Below are 21,132 nucleotides of genomic sequence, written 5' to 3'. Positions count from 1 at the left end.
ACGGAGGGAACGGTGCGTCTCGCGGAGCATGATGGCAAGAGACTGCTGCACCGGCATGGCGTGGCGATCCCGCGCGGCACGCTGCTGCATGCTGCGCCCGCGAAGGATGCGGAGGGCATCCTCAAGGCGCAGGTGCTGGAAGGCGGCCGCGGCAAGCGTGGCCTGGTGCGCCGCAGCATGAAGGGTAATGCACCGGAGATTGCCGCCGCCATCCGCGCCGCGCTCGGCGACGCAAGCGCACCGCTGCTGCTGGAAGAAGCGGTGCCGATGGCACGCGAGATCTACCTCGCGTTGCGCATCGACGGCACGGCGCAATGCATCGAGTTGCTCTGCGCAGCCGAAGGCGGCGTCGAGGTCGAGCGCGCCGCCGGCCTGCTGCGCTGCGGCATCGACCCCGAGGCACCGGGCGCGCTGGAGCGCATCCACGCCACGCTGCGCGCCGGCTTCGCCCCCGAGCTTGCGGCGCGGCTCTCGCGCCTGGCGCTGCGCCTCGCCCGCATCCTGCGCGACGAGGATCTGGACCTGCTGGAGATCAACCCGCTCGGCCTGCTGGCGAACGGCCGGCTGGTGGCCTGCGACGTGAAGGCGATCCGCGACGACTCGGCGATGTTCCGCCACGCTGCGCCCGCCCTGTCCGCCACGCTGCAGGATGCCGCGCTGACGCCGCTGGAACGTCGCGCCCGCGACCAGGGCTTCCAGCTCGTCGAGCTTGCGGGCGGCACGGTGGCGATGATCACCGCCGGGGCGGGCCTCGGCATGCTGATGCTGGACCTGCTGGCCGATGCCGGCTGTCCCGCCGCCTGCTTCATGGACAATGCCAATGGCGGCCCGGCCGAGACCATGCCGGACCGGCTGGCCGCGGCCTTCGAGATCGCCGCGCGGCCGGAGGTGAAGGCGATCATGTTCTTCACCACCCTCGCCTCGCGCGGCTTGAAGGCGCGGGTCGATGCGCTGGCCACGGCATTGCGCGCCAATCCGCCGACCAAGCCCTTCCTGGCCGGCATCGCCGCCGGCCATGCGGCGCTGCGCGGCTACCCCATGGCGCAGGCCCGCGCCGACCTCGCCGCGGTTGGCGTCGCCGCGCTGCACGACGACCCGCACGATCTGGTGCGGGCGGTGGCGGCGGCGGTACGCGGCTGACCTATTCCGGCTCGATCCCCGCCATGCGCACGATGCGGCCGTATTTCTCCCGCTCGCGCCGGCCATAGGCGATGGTCGATTCCAGATCCATCGCCACCGGGTTCATGCTCATCTCGCGCAGCCGCCGGCTGATCTCCGCCTCCTGCACCGCCAGGGTGATCTGCCGGTTGACCTCGAGCTGGATCGCCGGCGCGACCGCGCTGCGGATCCCCATGCCGAGATAGCCGCTGGTCTCGAAGCCGTCGTAGAGTTCCCGCATCGCCGGCAGATCCGGAAAGCGTGCCGAGCGTTCCGGCCCGGTCACCGCCAGGGCGCGGAAGCGGCCGGAATTCAGGTGCGCGTCGGCCGCCACCATGTCGATGTAGACGAACTGGATCTGTCCCGACATCAGGTCGGTGATGGCATTGCCGACGATCTTGTAGGACACCTCCTCGAATTCCAGCGTCGCCACGCGCTTCAGCAAAGCGGCGGGGATGCGGGAGGAGCCGTTGAACCAGCCGGAATTCAGCTTGCCCGGCTGCGCCCGAATGGCGGCGATGAGGTCCTGCGCCGTCTTCCAGGGGCTGTCGGCCGCCACCATCAGGTAGCTCGCGGTCAGGCCGAAGACGCCGACCAGGGCGAAGTCGCGCTCGGCATCGTAGCCCGGGTTGCGCATCAAATGCGGGTTGACGGAAAACGTGGTGGTCGCGCCGAGCAGCAGCGTATGGCCATCGGGCGGCGCCTGCAGCACCGCCAGCGTGCCGACCACACCATTGCCGCCGGCGAGGTTCTCGACCACGAAATTCTGCCCGGTCGCCGCCTGCATCTGGCGCCCGATGAGCCGTGCGCAGATGTCGCTGGACCCACCGGCGGCGAAGGGCACGACGATGCGCACCGGGCGCTGCGGCCAGCTCGCCGCCCTCGCCTGCCCCGCCAGCGCCGCGGCACCGCCCAGCGCCAGGATCCCGCGTCGTGCGATCATGCTGTTTCCTCCAGGTCTTTTCTTCTTCACCCAGCCTGCACCGCCAGCCGCTTCGGCGCCACCAGGCGATAGCTGCGGCAGACCAGCGCCGTCATCTCGGCCCAGTCCGGCAGCGGCTGCAGGCGGATGCCGACCCAGCCCTTGGGGCCGAGATAGGGCGGCACGAAGAAGCGCCCCGGATCGGCGCCTACCAGCACCTGCTGCGCCCCCGGCGGTGCCTTGCACCAGACCGCCAGGTCCGGCCCCGCGCCCGGCGCCATGGCGAAGATCTTCTCCCGTACCCGGAAGGTCGGCAGCCCCCAGGTCTCGCGCTCCTCCGCCTCGGGCAAGGCGAGGCAGAGCGCGCGCAGCCGGGCGATGGGGCGGGACGCCATCCGCGTCAGCCGCCGCGCAGGTCGAGCGCCATCAGCACCTCGTCCACGCAGCGGCCGGGACCGAGGCGCAGCCCGCGCGGCTCGGTCCCATAGGCGCGGAAGCCCAGGGACAGATAGAGCGCATGCGCCGCCGGCGCCGCGGTGCTCACGGTCAGCAGCAGGGTTTCCAGCCCGGCCTCCCGCGCCGCCAGGATCGCGCGGCCGAGCAGCAGCCGGCCGATGCCCCGGCCCCGCGCCGCGTCGCGCACATAGACGCCCCAGACATGCCCCTTGTGCGCCAGCTTGCGGCGGCGTTCGGCATTGAACCCGGCCATGCCCTGCGGCGCCGCCTCCCCCGGCAGCCAGGCACCGAACACCGCGTCTGGCGGCGCCTGCGACAGCCAGGCGGCGAAGGCCGCAGCGTTGCGCGGCGCCTCCTCCTCGTAGGCGGCGCCGAAGGCGTCCGGATGCAGCCGCAGCGCCTCCAGCCGAAGGTCGCGGAAAGCGGCGGCCTCCGCGGCGGCGAAGGCACGGATGGTGCTGGTCATGCGGAGCCTCGACAGGGCGCGGACGGCCGGCATGATGCACCGGCTTCCATGCCCAAGGAACCACGATGACCCTCGGCTTCCGCATCCGCCCCGTCACCATCCGCGTCGATGCCGCGCTCTGCGCCCGCGCGGCGAAGCTGCCGGCGGCCAATATCGGCGACGTGGTGCACCGCATGCAGACCATGCGCGGCGGCTTCCGTGCCTTCGGTGGCAGCCTCGCCGTGGCCGGGCCGGCCTTCACGGTGAAGGCGCGGCCGGGCGACAACCTGATGCTGCACCGCGCCATCGATCTGGCGGCACCGGGCGACGTGATCGTCGTCGATGCCGGCGGCGACCTCGGCATCGCCACCACGGGCGAGCTGATGCTGGGCTGGGCGGCGCGGCGCGGCATCGCTGCGGTGGTCATCGACGGCGCCATCCGCGACGCGGCGCAGCTCGGCGCGATGGAGCTTGGCGTCTGGGCCCGCGGCGTCACGCCCTCCGGCCCCTACAAGGACGGGCCGGGCGAGATCGGCTGCCCAATCGCCTGCGGCGGCCAGGTGGTGATGCCGGGCGACCTGATCATGGCGGATGAGGACGGCGTGGTGGTGATCCCACTGGCCGATGCGGCTGCGGCGATCGCCGCGGCCGAGGATCACAACGCGAAGGAAATGCAGGCGCAGGCGGCGATCGATGCCGGCAGTTGGGACCGCGGCTGGGTGATGGATGCGCTCAGGGCGAAGGGCTGCGAGGGCGCCTGACGGCATGGGCCAGGGCATAGGCCGGACTGACGGACAGGCTGCCGCGGCCGCGATCGCTGCGCGATGGCGCTTTCGCCGCCAAGGCCAGGGCGGCGGCGAATTGCACGCTGCCGAAGGTCAGACCGACATGCAGCCAGAACAGCGCCAGCGGCAGCGGGCCGCTCTCGGGGGCCAGCAGCAGCGTGCCTACCCCGCCCGGATCGGCCAGCAGCAGCAGGGCGATGAACAGCGTCGCGGCACCGAAGCCGATGGCGACCTGCAACGCGAAGAAGCGGAGGGGCAGCATTCGGACTCAGCGCCGCAGCCCCGCCTTGGTTCATCCGGCGCGCGGCGTCGCGTGCGGCGCCAGCCAGCCCATCGTCGCCCCCGGCTCGGCATCCGTCGTCGGCAGATAGGGCTTGATGTCGAGCAGCGGCGTGCCGTTGGCGCAGTCGAGGTTGCGCACCCGCAGGATGCCGGGCGCGGCAAAGCCTTCGAAGCGGACGACCGAAAGCGCGATCGGGTTCGGCCGGACCGGGGCGCGGGTGGCGAAGATCCCGCGCTGGTCGCCGTCGAAGCGCGGCGACAGCACGAGCGGGGCAGGCCGTCCCTGGTCCATCCAGTAGAGCAGGATGAGGTGGCTGAAGCCGTCCAGCCCGAGCAGCCCGGCCTGGAACTCCGCCGCGACAACGGCGCGGCATTCCGGCAGCGGGTCCGGCTGACGGCCGTTGCGCGGGCAATCGGCCGGGCTGGGCCACGGCGTTTCGAGATGACCGATCGGCGTCAGGGTGAAGCTGGCCATGGAGCGATCCCTTGGGGCTGCGCCCGCCCGGCTGTATGCCTTTCGCAACGGGGAGAGAAGAGCATGACGGGAATCGGACGACGCGCGCTGCTGGTCGCCGCCCTGGCGACGCCGGCGCTGGCCCAGCCAGCCTGGCCCAACCGCCCGATCCGCTTCATCAGCCCCTTCGCGCCGGGCGGGCCGCAGGAGGTGCCGGCGCGGATCATCGCCGAGCACCTGTCGCAGCGGCTCGGCCAGCCGGTGGTGATCGAATCGAAGCCCGGCGCCGGCAGCGCCGTCGGCACGCAATTCGTGGCACGGGAGACGGACGGGCACAGCTTCCTGTTCACCACCACCTCCTTCGCCACCCTGCCGGGGATCATGAAGGACCCCGGCTTCGATCCCTTCGCGGACCTGGTGCCGGTGACGCTGGTCTCCGAGAGCTCGCTGCTGCTGGCAGCAAGGGCCGATGCGCCCTTCGCCGATTTCGCCGGACTGCTGGCCGCCGCCAAGGCGAGCCCTGGGCGGATTAGCGTCGGCTCGGCCGGGATCGGATCGTCCACCCACCTGTCGATGGCGCTGCTGCAGAATCTGGCGGGGATCGAGCTGTTGCACGTGCCCTATCGCGGCGTAACCCAGTCGCTGACCGCGCTGCTGGCGGGAGATATCGACCTCTGGACCGGCGATCCCTCGATCCCCGCGGGCCAATTGCAGGACGGCAAGGTCCGCCCGCTGGCGGTGACGACCGCGGCGCGCAGCCCGGCACTGCCCCATGTGCCGTCGATCGGCGAGGCGGTGCCCGGCTTTGCCGTGCCCTTCTGGTTCGCCATGCTCGGCGGCCGGGCGACGCCGGCCGAGGCGGTGCCGGTCCTGATGCGGGAGATGGCAGCGCTGCGCGCGCCGGACAGCCCGCTGATGCGGCGGATGACGGCGCAGGGCGCGACCGTGCTGCTGACCGGGCCGGAGGCGCTGACGGCGCGGCTGCGGCAGGAGATCCCGCAATGGAAGCGGGTGGCGGCCGCGGCGGGGATCACCCCGGAATGACGTCTCAGGCCGGCGGCGCGACTACCGCGCCGCCGAGCAGGGATTCGATCTCGGCCGGCGTGTAGCCTGCCTCGGCGAGCACGCCGCGCGCATCGGCCGAGAGCCGCGGCGCGAGGCGGATCTCATCCGGCCCGGCGGCGGAGAAGGTGACGGGGCGGCCGAGCCCGGTCATCGCGCCTTCCGTCGGGTGGATCTCCTTCCGCAGCAGCCCGGTCTCCCAGAGATGCGGGTCCTCCAGCAGCCCCTCGATCGTCGCATAGGGCATGGCGGGAATCTCGCGCTTGCGGAACTCCGCGGCCCATTCCGCGGTCGGACGCCGGCGCAGCGCCGCGGCGCGCAGGGTGAAATAGGCATCGACGTTGCGGAAGCGGGCGACGACGGAACTGAATCGCGGGTCGTCGCGCAGCTCGGGCCGGCCGATGGCGTCGAAGAAGGCGAAGGCCTGGGCATCGGTATTGGCGGAGACGGCGATGTAGCCGTCCTGCGTCGGGATCGGCTTGGCGTCCGGGTTCATCACCCGCGGGTCTCCGGTGGCGCCGCCGGGGTCGAAGGTACGCCTGAACATGTGCTCGGTCAGGACGAAATGGGCCATGCTCTCGTACATCGGCACCTCGATCGCCTGACCCTCGCCACTGCGTTCGCGGGCGTACAGGGCGGCGGTGATGGCCTGGGAGGCGACGATGCCGGTGATGTGGTCGCACAGCACGAAGGGGGCGTAGCGCGGCTCCCCGGTGACGCGGCCAAGCGCCGCGGCGAAGCCCGACATGCCCTGGATTATGGTGTCGTAGGCCGGGCTGTCGTGGTGGCGGCCACGGCTGCCGAAGCCGGCGATGACGCAGAAGACCAGGCGCGGGTTGCGCGGCCGCAAAGCCTCCCAGGTGATGCCGAGCCGCTTGAGCGCGCCGCCGCGCATGTTGGTGACCAGCACGTCGGCCTGCTCCGCCAGCCGCGCCAGCACCGCCATGCCTTCGGCGGTCTTGAGGTCGACGGCCATGCTGCGCTTGCCGCGGTTGAAGTGGATGAATTTGGGCGACATGTCGGGCGACGGCGCCGGGCCGCCCAGCTTGCGCAGCAGGTCGCCTTCCGGGCTCTCCAGCTTGATGACCTCGGCGCCCTGCTCGGCCAGCGTCAGGGTGCAGGAGGGGCCGACGACGACGGCGGTGAGGTCGAGGACCTTGACGCCGGACAGCGGTCCCTTGGTCATGCCGCGCCCTCCGCCACGCATTCAAAGGCCAGCCGGCCAGCATCGTCGAGCGCCCAGAGCCGCGCGCGGCCCGGCGCTTCCAGGTGGCAGGCGAGCGTCGCCTCCCGCCCGACAAACAGCGGCCGCCCCGCCCGCGTCGTCACCTGCCGCAGCGGCCCGGGCAAATGCCGCTTGGCGAGTTCCGACAGCTTCGTCGTGGTGATGCCGCCATTGACCACCAGGGCGGGATAGCCCTCCGTCCCGCGCGCATAGTCGGCGTCGTAGTGGATGCGGTGGCCGTTGTTGGTGACGGCCGAGTAGCGGAACATCAGCGTGGTGTCGGGCGTGAAGCGCTCGCGCACCGCCTCGGCGGGCAGTTCGGGCAAGGACGCTTCCAGGCCGGCCGCGCCCGGCACCGCGGCCTCGCGGTAGACCAGGTCCTGCTCCTCGACCACGCATTCGCGGCCGTCGCTTTCGATCCCGTGGCGGAGGGTGACGAAGATCATCCGCCCGCTGCGGCCGGCCTTCGGGGTGATGGCGGCAATGCGGGAGACGCGGCGGACCTCGGCGCCGATGGCGATGGGGGCGTTGAACCAGGTGCGCCGCCCGGCGAACATCCGCCGCGGCAAAGGCACCGGCGGCAGGAATTCGCCGAGCGCGGCATGGCCGTCCTGCCCCAGCCCGGATTGCCGCGCCAGCGGGCCGAACAGCGCCACGTGCCAGCCCTCCGGCATCGGCGCGCCACGGCGAAGGCCCGCCGGGTCCTGGTCCAGCAAGGCGGCGAGTCGGCGCAGCAGCACCAGGCTCGCCTCATCCTCCGCCACCTCCTCGCGGCCGATCCAGCCCTGCAACGCGACCTCATCCATGCCCGCCCTCCCCTTTGCGCCGAGTCTCCCGGCCGGTGCGCGGGCTGTCAAACCGCGCTCGCCTTCGCCGCGCCGCGACCGCTAGGGTCACAATCCCAGCCGCGGAGCAGATCGATGGCGGCCAAGGATCAGTCTGCGGCACCGCACCGGATCGTCGTGGTGGGCGGCGGCGCCGCGGGGCTGGAACTGGTGACGCGGCTGGGGAATGGGCTCGGCAGGTCGGACCGGGCGCAGGTCACGCTGGTCGAGAAGGGCCGCACCCATCTGTGGAAGCCGCTGCTGCACTCGGTCGCCGCCGGCAGCCTCGACCGCTCGCAGCACGAGCTGAACTACCTGGCCCAGGCGCATTGGCACCACTTCACCCACCGCTTCGGCGAGCTGGCCGGGCTCGACCGAGAAGGGCCGCAGGTCCTGCTGGGCGCCACGCAAGACGAGGAGGGGCGGCGGATCACCCCGCCCTCGGCGGTGCCCTACGACACGCTGATCGTCTCGGTCGGCAGCGTCACCAACGACTTCGGCACGCCCGGCGCCGCGCAATATGCGGTGCCGCTGGAGACGCTGGAACAGGCCAGCCGCTTCCACCGCCGCCTGGTCAATGCCTGCTTCCGCGCCAATAGCCAGGCGGAGCCGGTCCGGCCGGGCCAGTTGCACGTGGCGATCATCGGCGCCGGCGCCACCGGCATCGAGCTGGCGGCCGAGTTGCACCGCACGGTGCGCGCGGTCGTCGCCTATATGGCCTGACCCGCATCGACCCCGGGCGCGATATCCGGATCCGCCTGGTCGAGGCTGCGCCGCGCATCCTGCCCGCCTTGCCCGAACGCATCTCGATCGCCACCACCGACCTGCCGGCCAGGATCGGCGTCGAGGTGCTGGCTGGCCGCCGAGTCAGCAAGGTGCGCGCCGACGGCGTCCGCCTGGCCGATGGCGACTTCCTGCCGGGCGGGCTGGTGGTTCGGGCCGCCGGGGTGAAGGGGCCGGAGGTGCTGAAGGAGATCGGCGAGATGGAGACGACGCGGACCAACCAGCTGCTGGCCGCGCCGACGCTGCGCACCACGCGCGATCCGGACATCTTCGGCATGGGCGACTGCGCTGCCTGCCCGCGGCCGGACGGCAAGGGCTTCCTGCCGCCGCGCGCCCAGGCGGCGCACCAGCGGGCCAGCCACATGGTCGGGCAAATGGACCGGCGCTTGGCCGGCCAGGCGCTGACCGATTTCGTCTACCGCGACTTCGGCTCGCTGGTCTTGCTCGGCAAGTACAGCACGGTGGGCAGCCTGATGGGCAAGAGCATGTTCATCGCGGGCCACTTCGCCCGGCTGATGTACCGATCAACGACAAGATGCACCAGACCGCGCTGCATGGCCGGGCGCCGGTGCTGTGGCGGACGCCGGCGGGGCTGGTGACCTCGCGCCGCGCCAGGGGTGAAGCTGCACTGAACCGGCCCGATGGCCGTAGGCCTGAATCGGACCGGCAAACACCAGGATCAGCGCGGCTGTACCCGCGGGTCGCCGCCCGGCGTGCCGGGTGGCGGGATGACCGGCATGGTGCCGGGGGTTGGAACGGGTACGGGTGCCTGGATGCCGGGATCGACCTGAAGCGGCGGCCGCAACACGCCGGCGGGCGGGGCGGCGGGAGGCGTGGCGGGCGGCGCCGGCATCTCCGGCCGTGGCGGCTCGCGTGGGCTGCCCGTCTGCGCCAGGGCGCCACCCGGCAGCATCGCCAAAGCCGCCAGCAATCGCCAGTGTCGCCGCATGCCGTCTCTCCCGTCCCGCGCGGCAACGCGGTGGCCGGGCCAAGGTTCGTTCGGCGCTTGCCGCGCCCCGACGGCCATCACGCCGTGCGACATCGACCATGAAAAGAGATACCGCCCTGCCGAAGACGCCGATCATCCCGCCCGGCTCCGCCCCGCCGCTGGCGCTCTACTCGCCGGGGGTGAAGGCCGGCAACATACTCTATCTCTCCCTATGTCTCCGGCATCCCGGCGCTGGATGCGGAGGGCAGGCTGGTCGGCGAGCGCGATGCCGGGGCGCAGACCCGCGCCGTGCTGGGCGGCATCCGGTCGGTCGTGGAGGCCGGCGGCGGCACGATGGCGGATATCGCCTATGTCACCATCTTCCTCTCCGACATGGCGCACTACGCGGCGATGACCTGGTCTACCGGGAGTTCTTCCCCAGTGAGCCGCCGGCTCGCTGGTGCATCCAGTGTGGCCTGGTGAAGCTGGAATTCCTCGTCGGGATGTCGGCGGTGGCGCAGCTGCCCTAAGGCGGGGCGACGACCGCCCGCGTTTCCAGCAGCGCGGCGATCTCGGCCGCGTCATAGCCCGCCTCGGCCAGGATCGCGGCGCTGTCGCCGCCGAGCTGCGGCGAGGGCAAGCGCGCGCCGGTCGGCGTGGCCGAGAATCTCACCGGCGGCGCCATGCGGGTGATGCGGCCTTCGGTCGAGTGGTCCTCCGCCTCGAAGAAGCCTGTCGCCAGCAGATGCGGGTCCTCGAAGATCGAGTCCAGCGTATGCACCGGCGTCACCGGCAGGTCGGCCGCCTCCAGCAGCGCCATCCATTCGGCGCTGGTCCGCGTCAGGAATTCCTGCGCCAGCATCCCAAGCACCGCGTCGATATGCACCGTCCGCGTCGCATGGCTGGCGAAGCGCGAGTCGGTCGCCACGAGGTCGGGCCAGCCGACGGCCGCACAGAAATTCCGCCACTGCCGGTCGTTGTAGATCATCGTGCAGACGAAGCCGTCCCTGGTGCGGTACGGCTTGCGGTCGGGCGACAGCAGGCGGCCATAGCCGCCGCCATCCAGCGGCGGGTCGAAGACGCGGCCGCCGAGATGATCGCCGAGGACAAAATTCAGCATCGTCTCGAACATCGGCACCTCGACCAGCTGGCCCTCGCCGCTGCGCAGCTGGTGGACCAGGGCGGCGTTGATGGCGCTGGCCGCCATCAGCCCGGTGATGCGGTCGGCCATGGCCAGCGGCACGTAGCGCGGCTCGCCGCCGCTGACCTGCGCATTCAGCCCGGCGATCAGCGCAGCGCCCTGCATCAGGTCATCATAGGCGGGGCGCGGGCCGTAGGGGCCGTCCTGCGCATAGCCCAGGACGCTGGCATAGACGATGCGAGGATTGGCCGCCCGGACCGCGGCGTAGTCGAGGCCCAGCCGCGCCATCGCGGCGGGGCGGATATTGGTGACCAGCACGTCGGCGGCCTGCGCCAGGCGCAGCAGCACCGCCCGCGCTTCGGGCTTCTTCAGGTCCAGCGCGATGCTGCGCTTGCCGCGGTTGATGGTGATGAACATGCAGCCCATCCCCGGATTGCGGCCCGGCCCGATGAGCCGCACCACGTCGCCTTCCGGCGCCTCCACCTTGGTGACCTCGGCGCCCATCTCCGCCAGGACCTGCGTGCAATAGGGCCCGACCAGCACGGTGGTGAGGTCGAGCACGCGGATTCCCGCGAGCGGTCCTGGCATGAGCACGTTTCCCCGATAGCGGCGTTGCGCGGCAGGATACACGCCGGAGCAGATCGCCGAAGGGCCGAACGGCCCGGAGGCGTGAATCGGCTCCGCAAAATCACCTACCGCGGCGCGGCTACCGGTGGCGGGCTTCCGCCAGGTGATCGAACCGGTGCACATAGCTGCCCAGGCCCTGGGTCTGGCTGCGCAGCTCGATGATGAAGTCCTGCAATTCGGCGGCCGGCACCAGCGCCTCGACCGCGTCCCAGCCCTCCCAGCCCTCCTTCGCCGCATAGCCGAGGATCTGGCCGCGCCGCCCGGTCAGCAAGCGCTGGGCGTTGGGTGTGTACTCCGCCGGCACGGTGACGGTGATCGCATCGATCGGCTCCAGCAGCACCGGGTCGGCCTTGGCCAGCCCGTCCTGCATCGCCTGCCGCGTCGCGGTGGCGAAGGCCATGTCGCTGCTGTCGACCGAATGGAAGCTGCCGTCCAGCAGGGTCACCGAAACATCCACCACCGGGTGGCCGAGCGGGCCCTTGGCGGTCGCCGCCTCGGCCGCCTCCCCCACCGCGGGAATGAAGCGGCGCGGCACGGCGCCGCCGACCACCTTGTCCTCGAAGGCGAAGCCGGCGCCGCGCGGGCGCGGTTCTAAATGCAGCTTCACGTCGGCGAACTGGCCATGCCCGCCGGTCTGCCGCTTCAGCCTCGCATGCTGGGTCACGGCCTGGCGGATGGTCTCGCGGTAGGCGATCTGCGGCCGGACGGTGCGCAGCTTGATGCCCAACGCACTGGACAGCCGCTCCACCGCCGCGCGCAGATGGATCTCGCCCTGCCCGTGCAGGATGGTCTGGGCGCTTTCCGGATCCAGCGCCACCGTCAGGCCGGGGTCCTCCTCCGCCAGCCGCTGCAGGGCGCCTGACAGCCGAACCTCGTCCTTGCGATCCTCCAGCACCACCGCCAGCGCATGGACTGGCGCGGCGGGCACGGGGAAGGTCAGCGGCGCGGCGGCGCCTAGCGTGGCACCCGTCGTCACGCCCTCCAGCCGGCCGAGTGCGACGAGCTCGCCCGCGACCGCCTCCGCCACCTTCTGCGCCTCGCCGCTCGGGAAGCGGTGGATGCCGCCCACCCGGTGGCCGTCGAGCTGCGCGCCATCCCTCACCGGCCCGCGCCAGACCCGCGCCCAGGACAGCCGCCCGGCATGGCCGGCATGCAGCGTGCGGAAGACCTGGGCCAGAGGCGGGCCGTCGGGCGCGATGCCGCGCCGTGCCGCGGTTTCCTGCGGGTCCGGCACGTCGTGCCGCAGCGCCTTCCACAGCCGCTGGATGCCGTTGCTGTGCTCGGCCGCACCGAGCAGGACGGAGACGACGGCGCCGCTCGCCTCGCCGGCATGGAGCGGGCGGTAGATCTCCTCCGGCTCCGGCGCCAGATCCTCCAGCACCTTCTTCAGCAGGGCGTCGTCGTGGTCGGCCAGCGCCTCCAGCAGCTCGGCCCGCGCCTCCGCCTCGCGCTCCCGCATGGTGGGCGGCAGCGCGATCCGCTCGGACGCGGCGCCGCGCCGGTAGCGGTAGGCGCGCTCGCTGACCACATCGACGTAGCCGGTGACCGTCTCGCCCTCACGGATCGGCACCTGGCGCAGCACCAGCTTGCGCCGGGTCTGCCCCTGCAGCGCCGCCAGCGTGTCGCGCACCCGGCCGTCGAGCTGGTCGATCTTGTTGACGAAGACCAGGGCGGGGACGCCCTGTTCCTCCAGCAGCCGGAAGATCGGGCCGAGGGATGCGGCACGGCCGGGCGCGGCCTCCGCCACCACCACGGCCAGGTCACAGACCGCCAGGGCGCAGGCCGCTTCATGGGCGAATTCGATCGAGCCGGGACAGTCCAGCAGCGACCAGGCATCGCCCAGGAAATTCGCATGGCCGAGCCGCAGCTCGGTGCCCAGGCCGCGCGGGCCGCCGCGCCGCGCCGGGCCGCCGGCGGCGGCGAGCAGCGCGTCGAACAAGGTGGATTTCCCGCTGGCCTGCGGGCCGATGAGCGCGATGGAACGGGGCCTCGCCCCGCCGGGTTGTCTGCCGCTGGCGTCAGGCATGGAATACTGCCCTCCCTGTCGGGGCGGGCCGCCATCGCGTGCAAGCCGGGCACCGCAGGCGGGCCAGCCCGGGTCGTTTGCGACCCTTGGTTGCCGCGGGCGTCCAGGCGCCGCCGGGACGGGCCCGGGCACCGCGCGTGGGTGCAGCCTAGCGAGGGTGGCGGTGCGGACGCCACAGCGGTGTCACGGTCGCATCGAGATCGCATGCGCATCCATGCTTTAGCAACCCAAGGGTGATTTACACCCATTTCGCGGGCGCATGAGGCTAGCCGGGCCCCGTCGTTTTAAGCTGGCATTATGCTGCATTGCACCATTCTATCGCATCGCAGCATACCGTTCGTGAGGTAGATCATGAAGCTTAACCTGCATGTCCCTGGTACAATGGCAAATATTGCCCTGTCGCAAGCGGCTCCACCCCTGCTCGGAGCCACCATCCTGCTGGCGGCGCTGGCATTGCTTCCAGCCCCGGCGCTGTTCCTGGCAGGGGTGATCGGGGCGATCGGGCTTGGCCTGAGCCTGGCCGAGCTGCGCCGGCATGGCGGCCCGGACGTCCCTTCCCTGCCGCCGATGACGGAGCGATGAGCCACCCGGGCTGTCGCCTCCCCCGGCGATCGCTAATACTCGGCGCCGACAAGGGGAAGGAACGGTCATGGTCGAGGTCCGCGCCGGCAATCTGGGCGTCTATGCGCTGAAGGGCCGCGTCGCGATCGTCACCGGCGGCAGCAACGGCATTGGCGCCGCCACGGCACGGCGCCTGGCCGAGGCGGGGGCAACGGTGGTGGTTGGCTACAACGAGGGCGCCGAGCGGGCCGTGGCGCTAGCCGCCGAACTCTCCGGCAGTGGCCACCTGGCGCTGCGCCTGCCGATGGCTGACAGCGCCGCGCTGAAGGCGGCAGCAGCCGAGGTCACGGCAAAGCTCGGCCGCTGCGACGTGCTGGTGAACTCGGCCGGGACGACGCGGGCGGTGCCGCATGCGGACCTCGAGACGCTGGACGACGAGCTGATCGACCGCGTGCTGACGATCAACGTGCGCGGGCCGATCGCCACCATTCGCGCCTTCCTGCCACTGCTGAAGGCGAGCGGCGACGCGGTCATCGTCAACATCTCCTCGCTGGCCGCCGTCACCGGCACCGGCAGCAGCATCATCTACGGCGCGTCGAAGGCGGCGCTGGACACCATCGGGCTGTCGCTGGCGCGGGTGCTGGGGTCGTCCGGCATCCGCGTGGTCTCGGTTTCGCCCTCCGCCGTGCTGACCGACTTCGTCCCTGGCCGGAGCCGGGAGACGGTGGAGAAGGCGGCACTTTCCTCCCCGCTGCGGACCCTGACCGAAGCCGACGACGTGGCGCTGGCGGTGATGTCCGTGGTGACGCATCTGCGGCTGACCACCGGCGTCGCCATCCTGGTCGATGGCGGCAAGCATCTGTAGCTAGGCGCGCGGCACCGCCACGCGTTTGAGCACCTCGGCCGCCGCCAGATACAGCATCACGAGGCCCAGCAACGTCGCCAGCAATGCCCCCGGCAGCGGCGCGAAGCCCAGCACCGCGGCGAAGGGGCCGAGCGCCAGGGCCAACGCCACGGCAAGCGCGCCGAGCGAAGTCGCCACCAGCACAGGATGCGGCCGCGCCGCGCGCCAGGCGGGGCCGGCGGTGCGGATCAGGAAGATTACCAGGATCTGCGTCACCATGCTCTCGACGAACCAGGCGGTGCGGAACTCTTCCGGCGTCGCGCCGTAGCCCCAGAACAGGATGGCGAAGGTCGCCAGGTCGAAGACCGAGGACAGCGGCCCCATCACCAGGGTGAAGTGCAGCACCTGCTTCATGTCCCAGGCATGCGGCGCCGCCAGGTCCGCGCGGTCCACCGCGTCGAAGGGGATGCCGATCTCCGACAGGTCGTACAGCAGGTTGTTCAGCAGGATCTGCGCCGGCAACAGCGGCAGGAAGGGGATGACGAGGGACGCGACCGCCATCGACAGCATGTTGCCGAAGTTGGAGGACGTCCCCATGCGCACATACTTCATGACGTTGGCATAGGTGCGGCGACCCTCCTCGACGCCTTCGGCCAGCACGCCGAGATCGGGCGCCAGCAGGATCAGGTCAGCCGCGGCGCGCGCCACCTCGGTCGCTTCCTGCACGGAAATCCCCGCATCCGCCGCATGGATCGCCGGCGCATCGTTGATGCCGTCGCCAATGAAGCCGACGGTATGGCCGCGCGCCTTCAACGCCAGCAGGATGCGCCGCTTCTGGTCCGGCGAGACGCGGGCATAGAGATCAACATGCTCGACCCGCGCCGCCAGCGCGTGATGGTCCATGCCGGCGATCTCCTCGCCGGTCAGCAGGCCCTCGGCGGGAATGCCCAGCGCCTGGACCAAATGACGCACGACGGGCGCCGCATCGCCCGAGACGATCTTGGTGCGGATGCCGAGCTCGGCCAGCCGCGCGACGGCTGCCGCGGCGGATTGTTTCGGCGGGTCGAGGAAGGCACAGAAGCCGAGGAAGGTGAGGTCGCGCTCGGCGTCCGGGCCATCGATGGCCTCGCCCTCCGGCACGGCACGGGTGGCAACGCCGAGCAGCCGCAGCCCCTCCGCTCCGCGCGCCTCGGCCGCGGCCAGCAGCGCGGCACGGTCGAAACCGCCGCCCTCGGCGCCGGTACAGGCGGCCAGCACCGCCTCCGGCGCGCCCTTCACCACGAGCAGACGTTGGCCCTCGCCTTCCACCAGCAGCGAGGACCGCCGCCGCTCGAAGCCGAAGGGCACCTCGGCCAGCATCCGCCAGCCCCCCGGCACCGGCTGCGCCGCCAGGATCGCCGCATCCAACGTGGTCGGGATGCCGCTGGCCAGCCCGGCATTGATCGCGGCCATCTCCAGCACGCGGGGCGAGGTCGCATCCGCCAGCGCGATCCGCGCCTCGGTCAAGGTGCCAGTCTTGTCGGTGCAGAGCACGTCCATGGCGCCGAGGTCGTGGATCGCCGCCAGACGCTTCACCACCACCTGCTTGGCCGCCATGCGCATCGCGCCGCGCGACAGGGTGACGGTTGTCACCATCGGCAGCAGCTCGGGCGTCAGCCCGACCGCGAGGGCCACGGCGAACAGGAAGCTCTCCAGCGGCGGCCGCTGGAAGGCCAGGTGCGCTAGCAGCACGAAGAGCACCAGGAAGACCGTCAGCCGCAGGATCAGCAGGCCGAGGCCGCGCAAGCCCCGTTCGAAGGCCGTCGCCGGGCGGCGCGCGGCCAGGGCGGCGGCGACGCCGCCGAGCCTGGTCGCCGGCCCGGTCGCCACCACCAGCATGGTCGCCGCGCCGGCCACCATCGCGGTGCCGGAGAAGACCGCATTCGCCGCCTCGGCCGGCGTGGCGCCGGCGGAGCGGCCCGGGCGCTTGGCGACGGGATAGGGCTCGCCGGTCAGCAGCGCCTCGTTCACCTGGGCGCCCTGGCTGTCGAGGATAACGCCATCGGCCGGGACCAGCGCGCCCGCGGCCAGTTCCACCACATCGCCGGCGACCAGCGATTCCACCGGCACCGCCTGGGCGTGGCCATCACGCCGGGCGGTGGCGCGCACCGCGACGCTGTCGCGCAGGGCGGCCGCGGCCCGTTCGGCAAGGTGTTCCTGCACCACATCCATGACGACCGAGACGGCGACGATGCCGAGGATGATGGCGAAGCCGGGCCAGTCGCCGGTCAGGCCGGAGACCAGGCCGGCGACGATCAGGATGGCGATCAGCGGCTCCGCCATCCGGCGCAGGATCTTCCGCCCGATCGCCGCCGGGGCGTGGCCGGCGACGGCATTGGGGCCATTCGCCGCCAGCCGGCGCGCCGCCTCCACGGCCGGAAGCCCCTGCGGCGTGCTGCCGAGCCGGGCGAGGAGGTCGGGGGCGGCGACGGCCCAGAAGCGGTCGTTGAGGTGCGGCATGCGCGCATCCTACGCCGCTCCAGCCTGCGTCAGCTTGACGCCGTGCAATGACGGCGCCCTGGCACGCCGCCTGCAAGCCTACGCCCGTCCAAGCCGAGGAGCGCGCCGATGCCCCGCACCGTCCAGATTGCCGCCCGTCCCGAACCCATCACCGTCGTGCCGGAGGAGACGGCGCTGATCGTGGTGGACATGCAGCACGCCTATCTCTCGCCGGGCGGCTACCTCGACCTCTGCGGCTTCGATGTCAGCGGCTCGCCGCCGGTGATCGAGGAATGCGCCCGGGTCATCGCCGCCTGCCGCGACGCCGCCATCCCGGTCATCTACCTGCAGAACGGCTTCTCGCCCGACATGCGGGAGGCGGCGGGGCCCTCGGCGCCGGTCTGGCACAAGTCGAATGCGTTGAAATTCATGCGGGCGAACGAGGCCTATGCCGGCAGGCTGATCACCCACGGGACCTGGGACCACGAGATCGTGCCGGAAGTCGCGCCGCGGCCGGGCGAGGTGGTTGTTGGCAAGTCGCGCTACAGCGGCTTCGCCGGCACGGCGCTGGAGCAGATCCTGCACGCGCGGCGCATCCGCACCGTGCTGGTGGTCGGCGTTGCCACCAATGTCTGCGTCGAGAGTACGATCCGCGACGCCTACCACCGGGAGTTCTTCCCGGTGATGGTGTCCGACGCCACGCTGGGCGCCGGACCCGGCAGCCAGGAGGCGACCGAGTTCAATGTGAAGGCGTTCTTCGGCTGGGTGACCTCGGGCGCCGAACTCAGGGCTGCGCTGGGCACCAACGCATAAAGGAAAGGCCGGGGAGAAGGTATTATCCCCGGCCCCTCATCTATTTCTGTGGGTTTGCAGGCTATCTTTGCAGCGCCTGCACGATCTCCTGCGTCACCTTCTTCGCGTCGCCGAACAGCATCATCGTGTTGGGGCGGAAGAACAGCTCGTTGTCCACGCCGGCATAGCCGCTGGCCATGCCGCGCTTGATGAAGAACACCGTCTTGGCCTTCTCCACGTCGAGGATCGGCATGCCGTAGATGGCGCTGGACTTGTCGGTCTTGGCCGCCGGGTTGGTCACGTCGTTGGCGCCGATGACGAAGGCGACGTCGGCCTCCGAGAACTCGGGGTTGATCTCCTCAAGCTCCTTGACGTCCTCGTACGGCACGTTCGCCTCGGCCAGCAGCACGTTCATGTGGCCCGGCATGCGGCCGGCGACCGGGTGGATGGCGTATTCCACCGTGGCGCCTTCCTTCTTCAGCAGGTCGCCCATCTCGCGGAGCACCTGCTGCGCCTGCGCCACCGCCATGCCGTAGCCGGGCACGATGATGATCTTGCCGGCATTCTTCATGATGAAGGCGGCGTCCTCCGGGCTGCCGGCCTTGACCGGGCCCTTGTCGGCCGCGGCGCCGGCCGGGCCGGCAGCGCTGGTATCCGTACCGAACCCGCCCAGCAGCACGTTGATGATGCTGCGGTTCATGCCCTTGCACATGATGTAGGACAGGATCGCGCCCGAGGCGCCGACCAGCGCGCCGGTGACGATCAGCAGCAGGTTGCCGATGGTGAAGCCGATGCCCGCCGCCGCCCAGCCGGAATAGCTGTTCAGCATGGATACGACGACCGGCATGTCGGCGCCGCCGATCGGGATGATCAGCAGGAAGCCGAGCGCGAAGGACAGCAGCGCGATCAGCCAGAACAGCACCGGGTTGCCGGACATGACGAAGGCGATCACCAGCACCAGCAGCAGCACGCCAAGGGCGGCGTTCAGCTTGTGCTGCATCGGAAAGATGATGGGCGCGCCCGACATCCGGCCATCGAGCTTGGCGAAGGCGATGACCGAGCCGGAGAAGGTGATGGCGCCGATCGCCAGGCCCAGCGACATCTCGACCAGCGAGGCGCCGTGGATATGGCCATGCGTGCCTATGCCGAAGCTTTCCGGGCTGTAGAAGGCGGCGGCGGCGACGAAGACCGCGGCCATGCCGACCAGCGAGTGGAAGGCGGCGACCAGTTGCGGCAGCGAGGTCATCTGGATCCGCTTGGCCACCACCGCGCCGGCGCCGCCGCCGATGGCGAGGCCGGCCAGGACCAGCACGATGCCGGTCGGGTCCATGCCGGGCCGGAACAGGGTCGCCACGATGGCGATCCCCATGCCGATCATGCCGTACTGGTTGCCCTGCCGCGAGGTGGTCGGGTGGGACAGCCCGCGCAGCGCGAGGATGAAGAGGACCGCCGCGACCAGGTAGGCGAGCGTCGAGATCGTCGCCATGGCGTCAGGCCTTCTTCTTGGTCTGGAACATCGCCAGCATCCGGCGCGTCACCAGGAAGCCGCCGAAGATGTTGACCGAGGCGAAGGTCACCGCGAGGAAGCCGAAGATCCGCGCGCCCCAGTTATCCGCCGTGCCGGCGGCCAGGATGGCGCCGACCACGATGACGGAGGAGATGGCGTTGGTGACGCCCATCAGCGGGCTGTGCAGCGCCGGGGTGACGTTCCACACCACGTAGTAGCCGACGAAGCAGGCCAGCAGGAAGATCGTCAGCAGGAACAGGAAGGGATCGGCGGCGGCGGCGCCCTGCTGCACGGCGGGCACGATCTGCGTCTCCGCCATCAGCCGCGCCTGGGCGGCGAGCGCGCCCGCACGCTCGGCCAATGCCTGGGCCTGGTTGGCCAGGTCGGTCGGGTTCATTGCGTTGTCTCCTTCGGAGACGCCGGCCGATTCGGACCTCCGGGCCACGCGGCCCTCCAGTCATCGGACGGCATCGGGTTGAACGGGTCAGGCGGCCTTGGCGGGCGCGAGGCTCGGGTGCACGACGGCGCCGCCGGTGGTCAGCATGACGCCCTTCACGATCTCGTCCTCGGGCGGCAGCTTCGGCGCCTTGGCCTCCTTGTCCCAGAAGGTGGTCAGGAAGGTCAGCAGGTTGCGCGCGAACAGGGCGGACGACGCACCGGCGATGCGGCCCGGCCAGTTGTTGAAGCCGATGATCTTCACGCCGTTGTCGGTGGTGATGAACTGCCCCGGCTGGGTGAGTGCCACGTTGCCGCCGGCATCCGACGCGATGTCGACGATCACCGAGCCCGGCTTCATCGAGGCGACCATCTCCGCCGTCACCAGGATGGGTGCCTTGCGGCCCTGCACCAGCGCCGTGGTGATGACGATGTCCTGCTTGGCGATATGCGCCGCGACGACCTTCGCCTGTTCGGCATAGAACTCGGCCGAGAGCTGCTTGGCATAGCCGCCGGCGGTCTGCACCTGCTTGCTCTCCTCCGACTCGTAGCCGACATAGGCGGCGCCGAGCGACTTGATCTCCTCCTTGGCCGCCGGCCGGACGTCGGTGGCGGAGACCCGGCCGCCGAGCCGCCGCGCCGTGGCGATGGCCTGTAGCCCGGCGACGCCGGCGCCCATGACGAAGACATTGGCCGCCGAGATGGTGCCGGCCGCGGTCATCAGCATCGGGAAGCCGCGGTCGAAGGCGCCCGCCGCCTCGATCACCGCCCGATAGCCTGAGAGGTTCGCCTGGGAGGATAGGATGTCCATGCTCTGCGCCCGGGTGATGCGCGGCAGCAGCTCCATCGCCCCGGCTTCGATGCCGAGCTGGGCATAGGTCGCGGCCATCTCCGGCGTCGCCTGCAGCTGGCCGAGCATCAGCGCGCCGCGCGGGATCAGCGACAGCTCGTCCACCGCGCCTTCCCCGGTGCCGAGCGGGGCGCGGATCTTCAGCACGATGCCGGCGCCGTTCAGCGTGGCGGCGACGTCGGGCGTGACCTCGGCCCCGGCGGCGGCATATTCCGCGTCCGGGATGCCGGAGGGCAGGCCCGCCCCGGACTCGATCGCCACGGTGCAGCCGAGGGCGATGAATTTCTTGACGGTTTCCGGCGTGGCCGCGACGCGAGTCTCGGCAGGCCGGCGCTCCTTCAGGACAGCCAGACGCATACGGGGTCCCCCCTCTTCCGCTTCATAAATGCGGCGACGCGTGAAGGCCGGCAAGACCGCACCGGGCCGCCGGTTGTGCGCGCGTGATACAGGGCGCGCGAAAGCTTGACCATGGGGGTCGGGGAATTCGGCCCCGGTGGCTCAGGACCCCAGTCGATCACCCGCAGGCAGGCGCCGCGGCCTGCGGGCT

At 71.3% G+C, this 21,132-nt stretch carries 23 protein-coding genes; 9 read left to right on the top strand and 14 right to left on the bottom strand.

What is annotated here, in order from left to right:
* Positions 1 to 12 precede the first annotated feature (12 nt).
* Positions 13 to 1,140 carry an ATP-grasp domain-containing protein gene (locus ACFQS7_RS05510; protein ID WP_380066013.1) on the top strand — a complete coding sequence of 376 codons (1,128 nt, stop codon included), beginning with the start codon at positions 13 to 15 and terminating at the stop codon, positions 1,138 to 1,140.
* Between the two features lies 1 nt (position 1,141).
* On the opposite strand, the gene ACFQS7_RS05505 is transcribed toward ACFQS7_RS05510, so the two are convergent.
* Genes ACFQS7_RS05505 through ACFQS7_RS05495 form a run of 3 tightly spaced genes read right to left on the bottom strand, consistent with a single transcriptional unit; the run spans position 1,142 to position 3,035 of the window.
* Complete coding sequence (locus ACFQS7_RS05505) at positions 1,142 to 2,101, bottom strand: Bug family tripartite tricarboxylate transporter substrate binding protein (protein ID WP_380066012.1); 960 nt, start codon at positions 2,099 to 2,101, stop codon at positions 1,142 to 1,144.
* Positions 2,102 to 2,127: 26 nt separating this feature from the next.
* Positions 2,128 to 2,475: an MmcQ/YjbR family DNA-binding protein gene (locus tag ACFQS7_RS05500; protein ID WP_380066011.1), complete on the bottom strand. Its 348-nt coding sequence runs from the start codon at positions 2,473 to 2,475 to the stop codon at positions 2,128 to 2,130.
* 5 nt (positions 2,476 to 2,480) lie between these two features.
* The gene (locus ACFQS7_RS05495) at positions 2,481 to 3,035 is read right to left on the bottom strand and encodes a GNAT family N-acetyltransferase (protein ID WP_380066010.1); all 555 of its coding nucleotides are present in this window, start codon (positions 3,033 to 3,035) and stop codon (positions 2,481 to 2,483) included.
* A gap of 32 nt (positions 3,036 to 3,067) precedes the next feature.
* On the opposite strand from ACFQS7_RS05495, the gene ACFQS7_RS05490 reads away from it, so the two are divergent.
* Positions 3,068 to 3,742: an RraA family protein gene (locus tag ACFQS7_RS05490; RefSeq protein ID WP_380066009.1), complete on the top strand. Its 675-nt coding sequence runs from the start codon at positions 3,068 to 3,070 to the stop codon at positions 3,740 to 3,742.
* Here ACFQS7_RS05490 and ACFQS7_RS05485 read toward each other — a convergent pair.
* Together ACFQS7_RS05485 and tsaA are read right to left on the bottom strand one after the other, a co-directional pair.
* Entirely contained in the window at positions 3,714 to 4,028 is a 315-nt protein-coding gene (locus tag ACFQS7_RS05485; protein ID WP_380066008.1) for a hypothetical protein, read from the bottom strand. The two genes, ACFQS7_RS05490 and ACFQS7_RS05485, sit on opposite strands and share 29 nt — an antisense overlap.
* 30 nt (positions 4,029 to 4,058) lie before the next feature.
* Positions 4,059 to 4,523 carry a tRNA (N6-threonylcarbamoyladenosine(37)-N6)-methyltransferase TrmO gene (gene tsaA / locus ACFQS7_RS05480; protein ID WP_380066007.1) on the bottom strand — a complete coding sequence of 155 codons (465 nt, stop codon included), beginning with the start codon at positions 4,521 to 4,523 and terminating at the stop codon, positions 4,059 to 4,061.
* A 63-nt stretch (positions 4,524 to 4,586) separates the two neighbouring features.
* Here tsaA and ACFQS7_RS05475 point away from each other — a divergent pair, with 63 nt between their 5' ends.
* Positions 4,587 to 5,546, top strand: a complete 960-nt coding sequence (locus tag ACFQS7_RS05475; protein WP_380066006.1) for a Bug family tripartite tricarboxylate transporter substrate binding protein — start codon at positions 4,587 to 4,589, stop codon at positions 5,544 to 5,546.
* Positions 5,547 to 5,550: 4 nt separating this feature from the next.
* Here ACFQS7_RS05475 and ACFQS7_RS05470 read toward each other — a convergent pair whose 3' ends face one another.
* Complete coding sequence (locus ACFQS7_RS05470; RefSeq protein WP_380066005.1) at positions 5,551 to 6,750, bottom strand: CaiB/BaiF CoA transferase family protein; 1,200 nt, start codon at positions 6,748 to 6,750, stop codon at positions 5,551 to 5,553.
* On the bottom strand, positions 6,747 to 7,595 hold the full coding sequence (locus ACFQS7_RS05465) for a MaoC family dehydratase N-terminal domain-containing protein (protein ID WP_380066004.1): 849 nt from the start codon (positions 7,593 to 7,595) through the stop codon (positions 6,747 to 6,749). The genes ACFQS7_RS05470 and ACFQS7_RS05465 overlap by 4 nt, the downstream gene beginning before the upstream one ends.
* 114 nt (positions 7,596 to 7,709) lie before the next feature.
* Here ACFQS7_RS05465 and ACFQS7_RS05460 point away from each other — a divergent pair, with 114 nt between their 5' ends.
* Together ACFQS7_RS05460 and ACFQS7_RS05455 are read left to right on the top strand one after the other, a co-directional pair.
* Positions 7,710 to 8,336 (top strand): NAD(P)/FAD-dependent oxidoreductase, encoded by a 627-nt coding sequence (locus ACFQS7_RS05460; protein WP_380066003.1) that lies wholly within the window; start codon positions 7,710 to 7,712, stop codon positions 8,334 to 8,336.
* Between the two features lie 68 nt (positions 8,337 to 8,404).
* On the top strand, positions 8,405 to 8,995 hold the full coding sequence (locus ACFQS7_RS05455) for an NAD(P)/FAD-dependent oxidoreductase (RefSeq protein ID WP_380066002.1): 591 nt from the start codon (positions 8,405 to 8,407) through the stop codon (positions 8,993 to 8,995).
* Positions 8,996 to 9,075: 80 nt separating this feature from the next.
* On the opposite strand, the gene ACFQS7_RS05450 is transcribed toward ACFQS7_RS05455, so the two are convergent.
* Positions 9,076 to 9,345 carry a hypothetical protein gene (locus tag ACFQS7_RS05450; RefSeq protein WP_380066001.1) on the bottom strand — a complete coding sequence of 90 codons (270 nt, stop codon included), beginning with the start codon at positions 9,343 to 9,345 and terminating at the stop codon, positions 9,076 to 9,078.
* Positions 9,346 to 9,546: 201 nt separating this feature from the next.
* Here ACFQS7_RS05450 and ACFQS7_RS05445 point away from each other — a divergent pair, with 201 nt between their 5' ends.
* Positions 9,547 to 9,807, top strand: a complete 261-nt coding sequence (locus ACFQS7_RS05445) for a RidA family protein (RefSeq protein ID WP_380066199.1) — start codon at positions 9,547 to 9,549, stop codon at positions 9,805 to 9,807.
* Positions 9,808 to 9,850: 43 nt separating this feature from the next.
* Here ACFQS7_RS05445 and ACFQS7_RS05440 read toward each other — a convergent pair whose 3' ends face one another.
* Both ACFQS7_RS05440 and ACFQS7_RS05435 read right to left on the bottom strand, forming a co-directional pair.
* On the bottom strand, positions 9,851 to 11,053 hold the full coding sequence (locus tag ACFQS7_RS05440) for a CaiB/BaiF CoA transferase family protein (protein ID WP_380066000.1): 1,203 nt from the start codon (positions 11,051 to 11,053) through the stop codon (positions 9,851 to 9,853).
* A gap of 118 nt (positions 11,054 to 11,171) precedes the next feature.
* Entirely contained in the window at positions 11,172 to 13,118 is a 1,947-nt protein-coding gene (locus ACFQS7_RS05435) for an elongation factor G (RefSeq protein WP_380065999.1), read from the bottom strand.
* Positions 13,119 to 13,499: 381 nt separating this feature from the next.
* On the opposite strand from ACFQS7_RS05435, the gene ACFQS7_RS05430 reads away from it, so the two are divergent.
* Complete coding sequence (locus ACFQS7_RS05430) at positions 13,500 to 13,700, top strand: hypothetical protein (RefSeq protein ID WP_380065998.1); 201 nt, start codon at positions 13,500 to 13,502, stop codon at positions 13,698 to 13,700.
* A 67-nt stretch (positions 13,701 to 13,767) separates the two neighbouring features.
* A complete protein-coding gene (locus ACFQS7_RS05425; RefSeq protein ID WP_380065997.1) occupies positions 13,768 to 14,544 on the top strand; it encodes an SDR family NAD(P)-dependent oxidoreductase in 777 nt (258 codons plus the stop codon).
* Here ACFQS7_RS05425 and mgtA read toward each other — a convergent pair whose 3' ends face one another.
* A complete protein-coding gene (gene mgtA, locus ACFQS7_RS05420; RefSeq protein ID WP_380065996.1) occupies positions 14,545 to 17,022 on the bottom strand; it encodes a magnesium-translocating P-type ATPase in 2,478 nt (825 codons plus the stop codon). It abuts the gene before it with no gap.
* 108 nt (positions 17,023 to 17,130) lie between these two features.
* Between mgtA and ACFQS7_RS05415 the strand changes: the two genes are divergently transcribed.
* The gene (locus ACFQS7_RS05415) at positions 17,131 to 17,814 is read left to right on the top strand and encodes an isochorismatase family protein (RefSeq protein ID WP_380065995.1); all 684 of its coding nucleotides are present in this window, start codon (positions 17,131 to 17,133) and stop codon (positions 17,812 to 17,814) included.
* Positions 17,815 to 17,875: 61 nt separating this feature from the next.
* On the opposite strand, the gene ACFQS7_RS05410 is transcribed toward ACFQS7_RS05415, so the two are convergent.
* From ACFQS7_RS05410 to ACFQS7_RS05400, 3 genes are all read right to left on the bottom strand, one after another.
* Positions 17,876 to 19,279, bottom strand: a complete 1,404-nt coding sequence (locus ACFQS7_RS05410) for an NAD(P)(+) transhydrogenase (Re/Si-specific) subunit beta (protein ID WP_380065994.1) — start codon at positions 19,277 to 19,279, stop codon at positions 17,876 to 17,878.
* Positions 19,280 to 19,283: 4 nt separating this feature from the next.
* Positions 19,284 to 19,697: an NAD(P) transhydrogenase subunit alpha gene (locus ACFQS7_RS05405; protein ID WP_380065993.1), complete on the bottom strand. Its 414-nt coding sequence runs from the start codon at positions 19,695 to 19,697 to the stop codon at positions 19,284 to 19,286.
* 87 nt (positions 19,698 to 19,784) lie between these two features.
* A complete protein-coding gene (locus tag ACFQS7_RS05400; protein ID WP_380065992.1) occupies positions 19,785 to 20,942 on the bottom strand; it encodes an NAD(P) transhydrogenase subunit alpha in 1,158 nt (385 codons plus the stop codon).
* Positions 20,943 to 21,132: the final 190 nt, after the last annotated feature.

Source organism: Dankookia sp. GCM10030260 (genome assembly GCF_042666655.1).
GTDB lineage: Bacteria > Pseudomonadota > Alphaproteobacteria > Acetobacterales > Acetobacteraceae > Paracraurococcus.
Note: the sequence above shows the minus strand (reverse complement) of the source record. Positions and strands in the feature narration are given on the sequence as shown.

What these genes read in the sequence shown, in the direction of transcription:
- ACFQS7_RS05505 (WP_380066012.1), bottom strand. Translation starts at nt 2,101, where the DNA reads ATGATCGCACGACGCGGGATCCTGGCGCTGGGCGGTGCCGCGGCGCTG.
- ACFQS7_RS05500 (WP_380066011.1), bottom strand. Translation starts at nt 2,475, where the DNA reads ATGGCGTCCCGCCCCATCGCCCGGCTGCGCGCGCTCTGCCTCGCCTTG.
- ACFQS7_RS05495 (WP_380066010.1), bottom strand. Translation starts at nt 3,035, where the DNA reads ATGCCGGCCGTCCGCGCCCTGTCGAGGCTCCGCATGACCAGCACCATC.
- ACFQS7_RS05490 (WP_380066009.1), top strand. Translation starts at nt 3,068, where the DNA reads ATGACCCTCGGCTTCCGCATCCGCCCCGTCACCATCCGCGTCGATGCC.
- ACFQS7_RS05485 (WP_380066008.1), bottom strand. Translation starts at nt 4,028, where the DNA reads ATGCTGCCCCTCCGCTTCTTCGCGTTGCAGGTCGCCATCGGCTTCGGT.
- tsaA (WP_380066007.1), bottom strand. Translation starts at nt 4,523, where the DNA reads ATGGCCAGCTTCACCCTGACGCCGATCGGTCATCTCGAAACGCCGTGG.
- ACFQS7_RS05475 (WP_380066006.1), top strand. Translation starts at nt 4,587, where the DNA reads ATGACGGGAATCGGACGACGCGCGCTGCTGGTCGCCGCCCTGGCGACG.
- ACFQS7_RS05470 (WP_380066005.1), bottom strand. Translation starts at nt 6,750, where the DNA reads ATGACCAAGGGACCGCTGTCCGGCGTCAAGGTCCTCGACCTCACCGCC.
- ACFQS7_RS05465 (WP_380066004.1), bottom strand. Translation starts at nt 7,595, where the DNA reads ATGGATGAGGTCGCGTTGCAGGGCTGGATCGGCCGCGAGGAGGTGGCG.
- ACFQS7_RS05460 (WP_380066003.1), top strand. Translation starts at nt 7,710, where the DNA reads ATGGCGGCCAAGGATCAGTCTGCGGCACCGCACCGGATCGTCGTGGTG.
- ACFQS7_RS05450 (WP_380066001.1), bottom strand. Translation starts at nt 9,345, where the DNA reads ATGCGGCGACACTGGCGATTGCTGGCGGCTTTGGCGATGCTGCCGGGT.
- ACFQS7_RS05440 (WP_380066000.1), bottom strand. Translation starts at nt 11,053, where the DNA reads ATGCCAGGACCGCTCGCGGGAATCCGCGTGCTCGACCTCACCACCGTG.
- ACFQS7_RS05435 (WP_380065999.1), bottom strand. Translation starts at nt 13,118, where the DNA reads ATGCCTGACGCCAGCGGCAGACAACCCGGCGGGGCGAGGCCCCGTTCC.
- ACFQS7_RS05430 (WP_380065998.1), top strand. Translation starts at nt 13,500, where the DNA reads ATGGCAAATATTGCCCTGTCGCAAGCGGCTCCACCCCTGCTCGGAGCC.
- ACFQS7_RS05425 (WP_380065997.1), top strand. Translation starts at nt 13,768, where the DNA reads ATGGTCGAGGTCCGCGCCGGCAATCTGGGCGTCTATGCGCTGAAGGGC.
- mgtA (WP_380065996.1), bottom strand. Translation starts at nt 17,022, where the DNA reads ATGCCGCACCTCAACGACCGCTTCTGGGCCGTCGCCGCCCCCGACCTC.
- ACFQS7_RS05415 (WP_380065995.1), top strand. Translation starts at nt 17,131, where the DNA reads ATGCCCCGCACCGTCCAGATTGCCGCCCGTCCCGAACCCATCACCGTC.
- ACFQS7_RS05410 (WP_380065994.1), bottom strand. Translation starts at nt 19,279, where the DNA reads ATGGCGACGATCTCGACGCTCGCCTACCTGGTCGCGGCGGTCCTCTTC.
- ACFQS7_RS05405 (WP_380065993.1), bottom strand. Translation starts at nt 19,697, where the DNA reads ATGAACCCGACCGACCTGGCCAACCAGGCCCAGGCATTGGCCGAGCGT.
- ACFQS7_RS05400 (WP_380065992.1), bottom strand. Translation starts at nt 20,942, where the DNA reads ATGCGTCTGGCTGTCCTGAAGGAGCGCCGGCCTGCCGAGACTCGCGTC.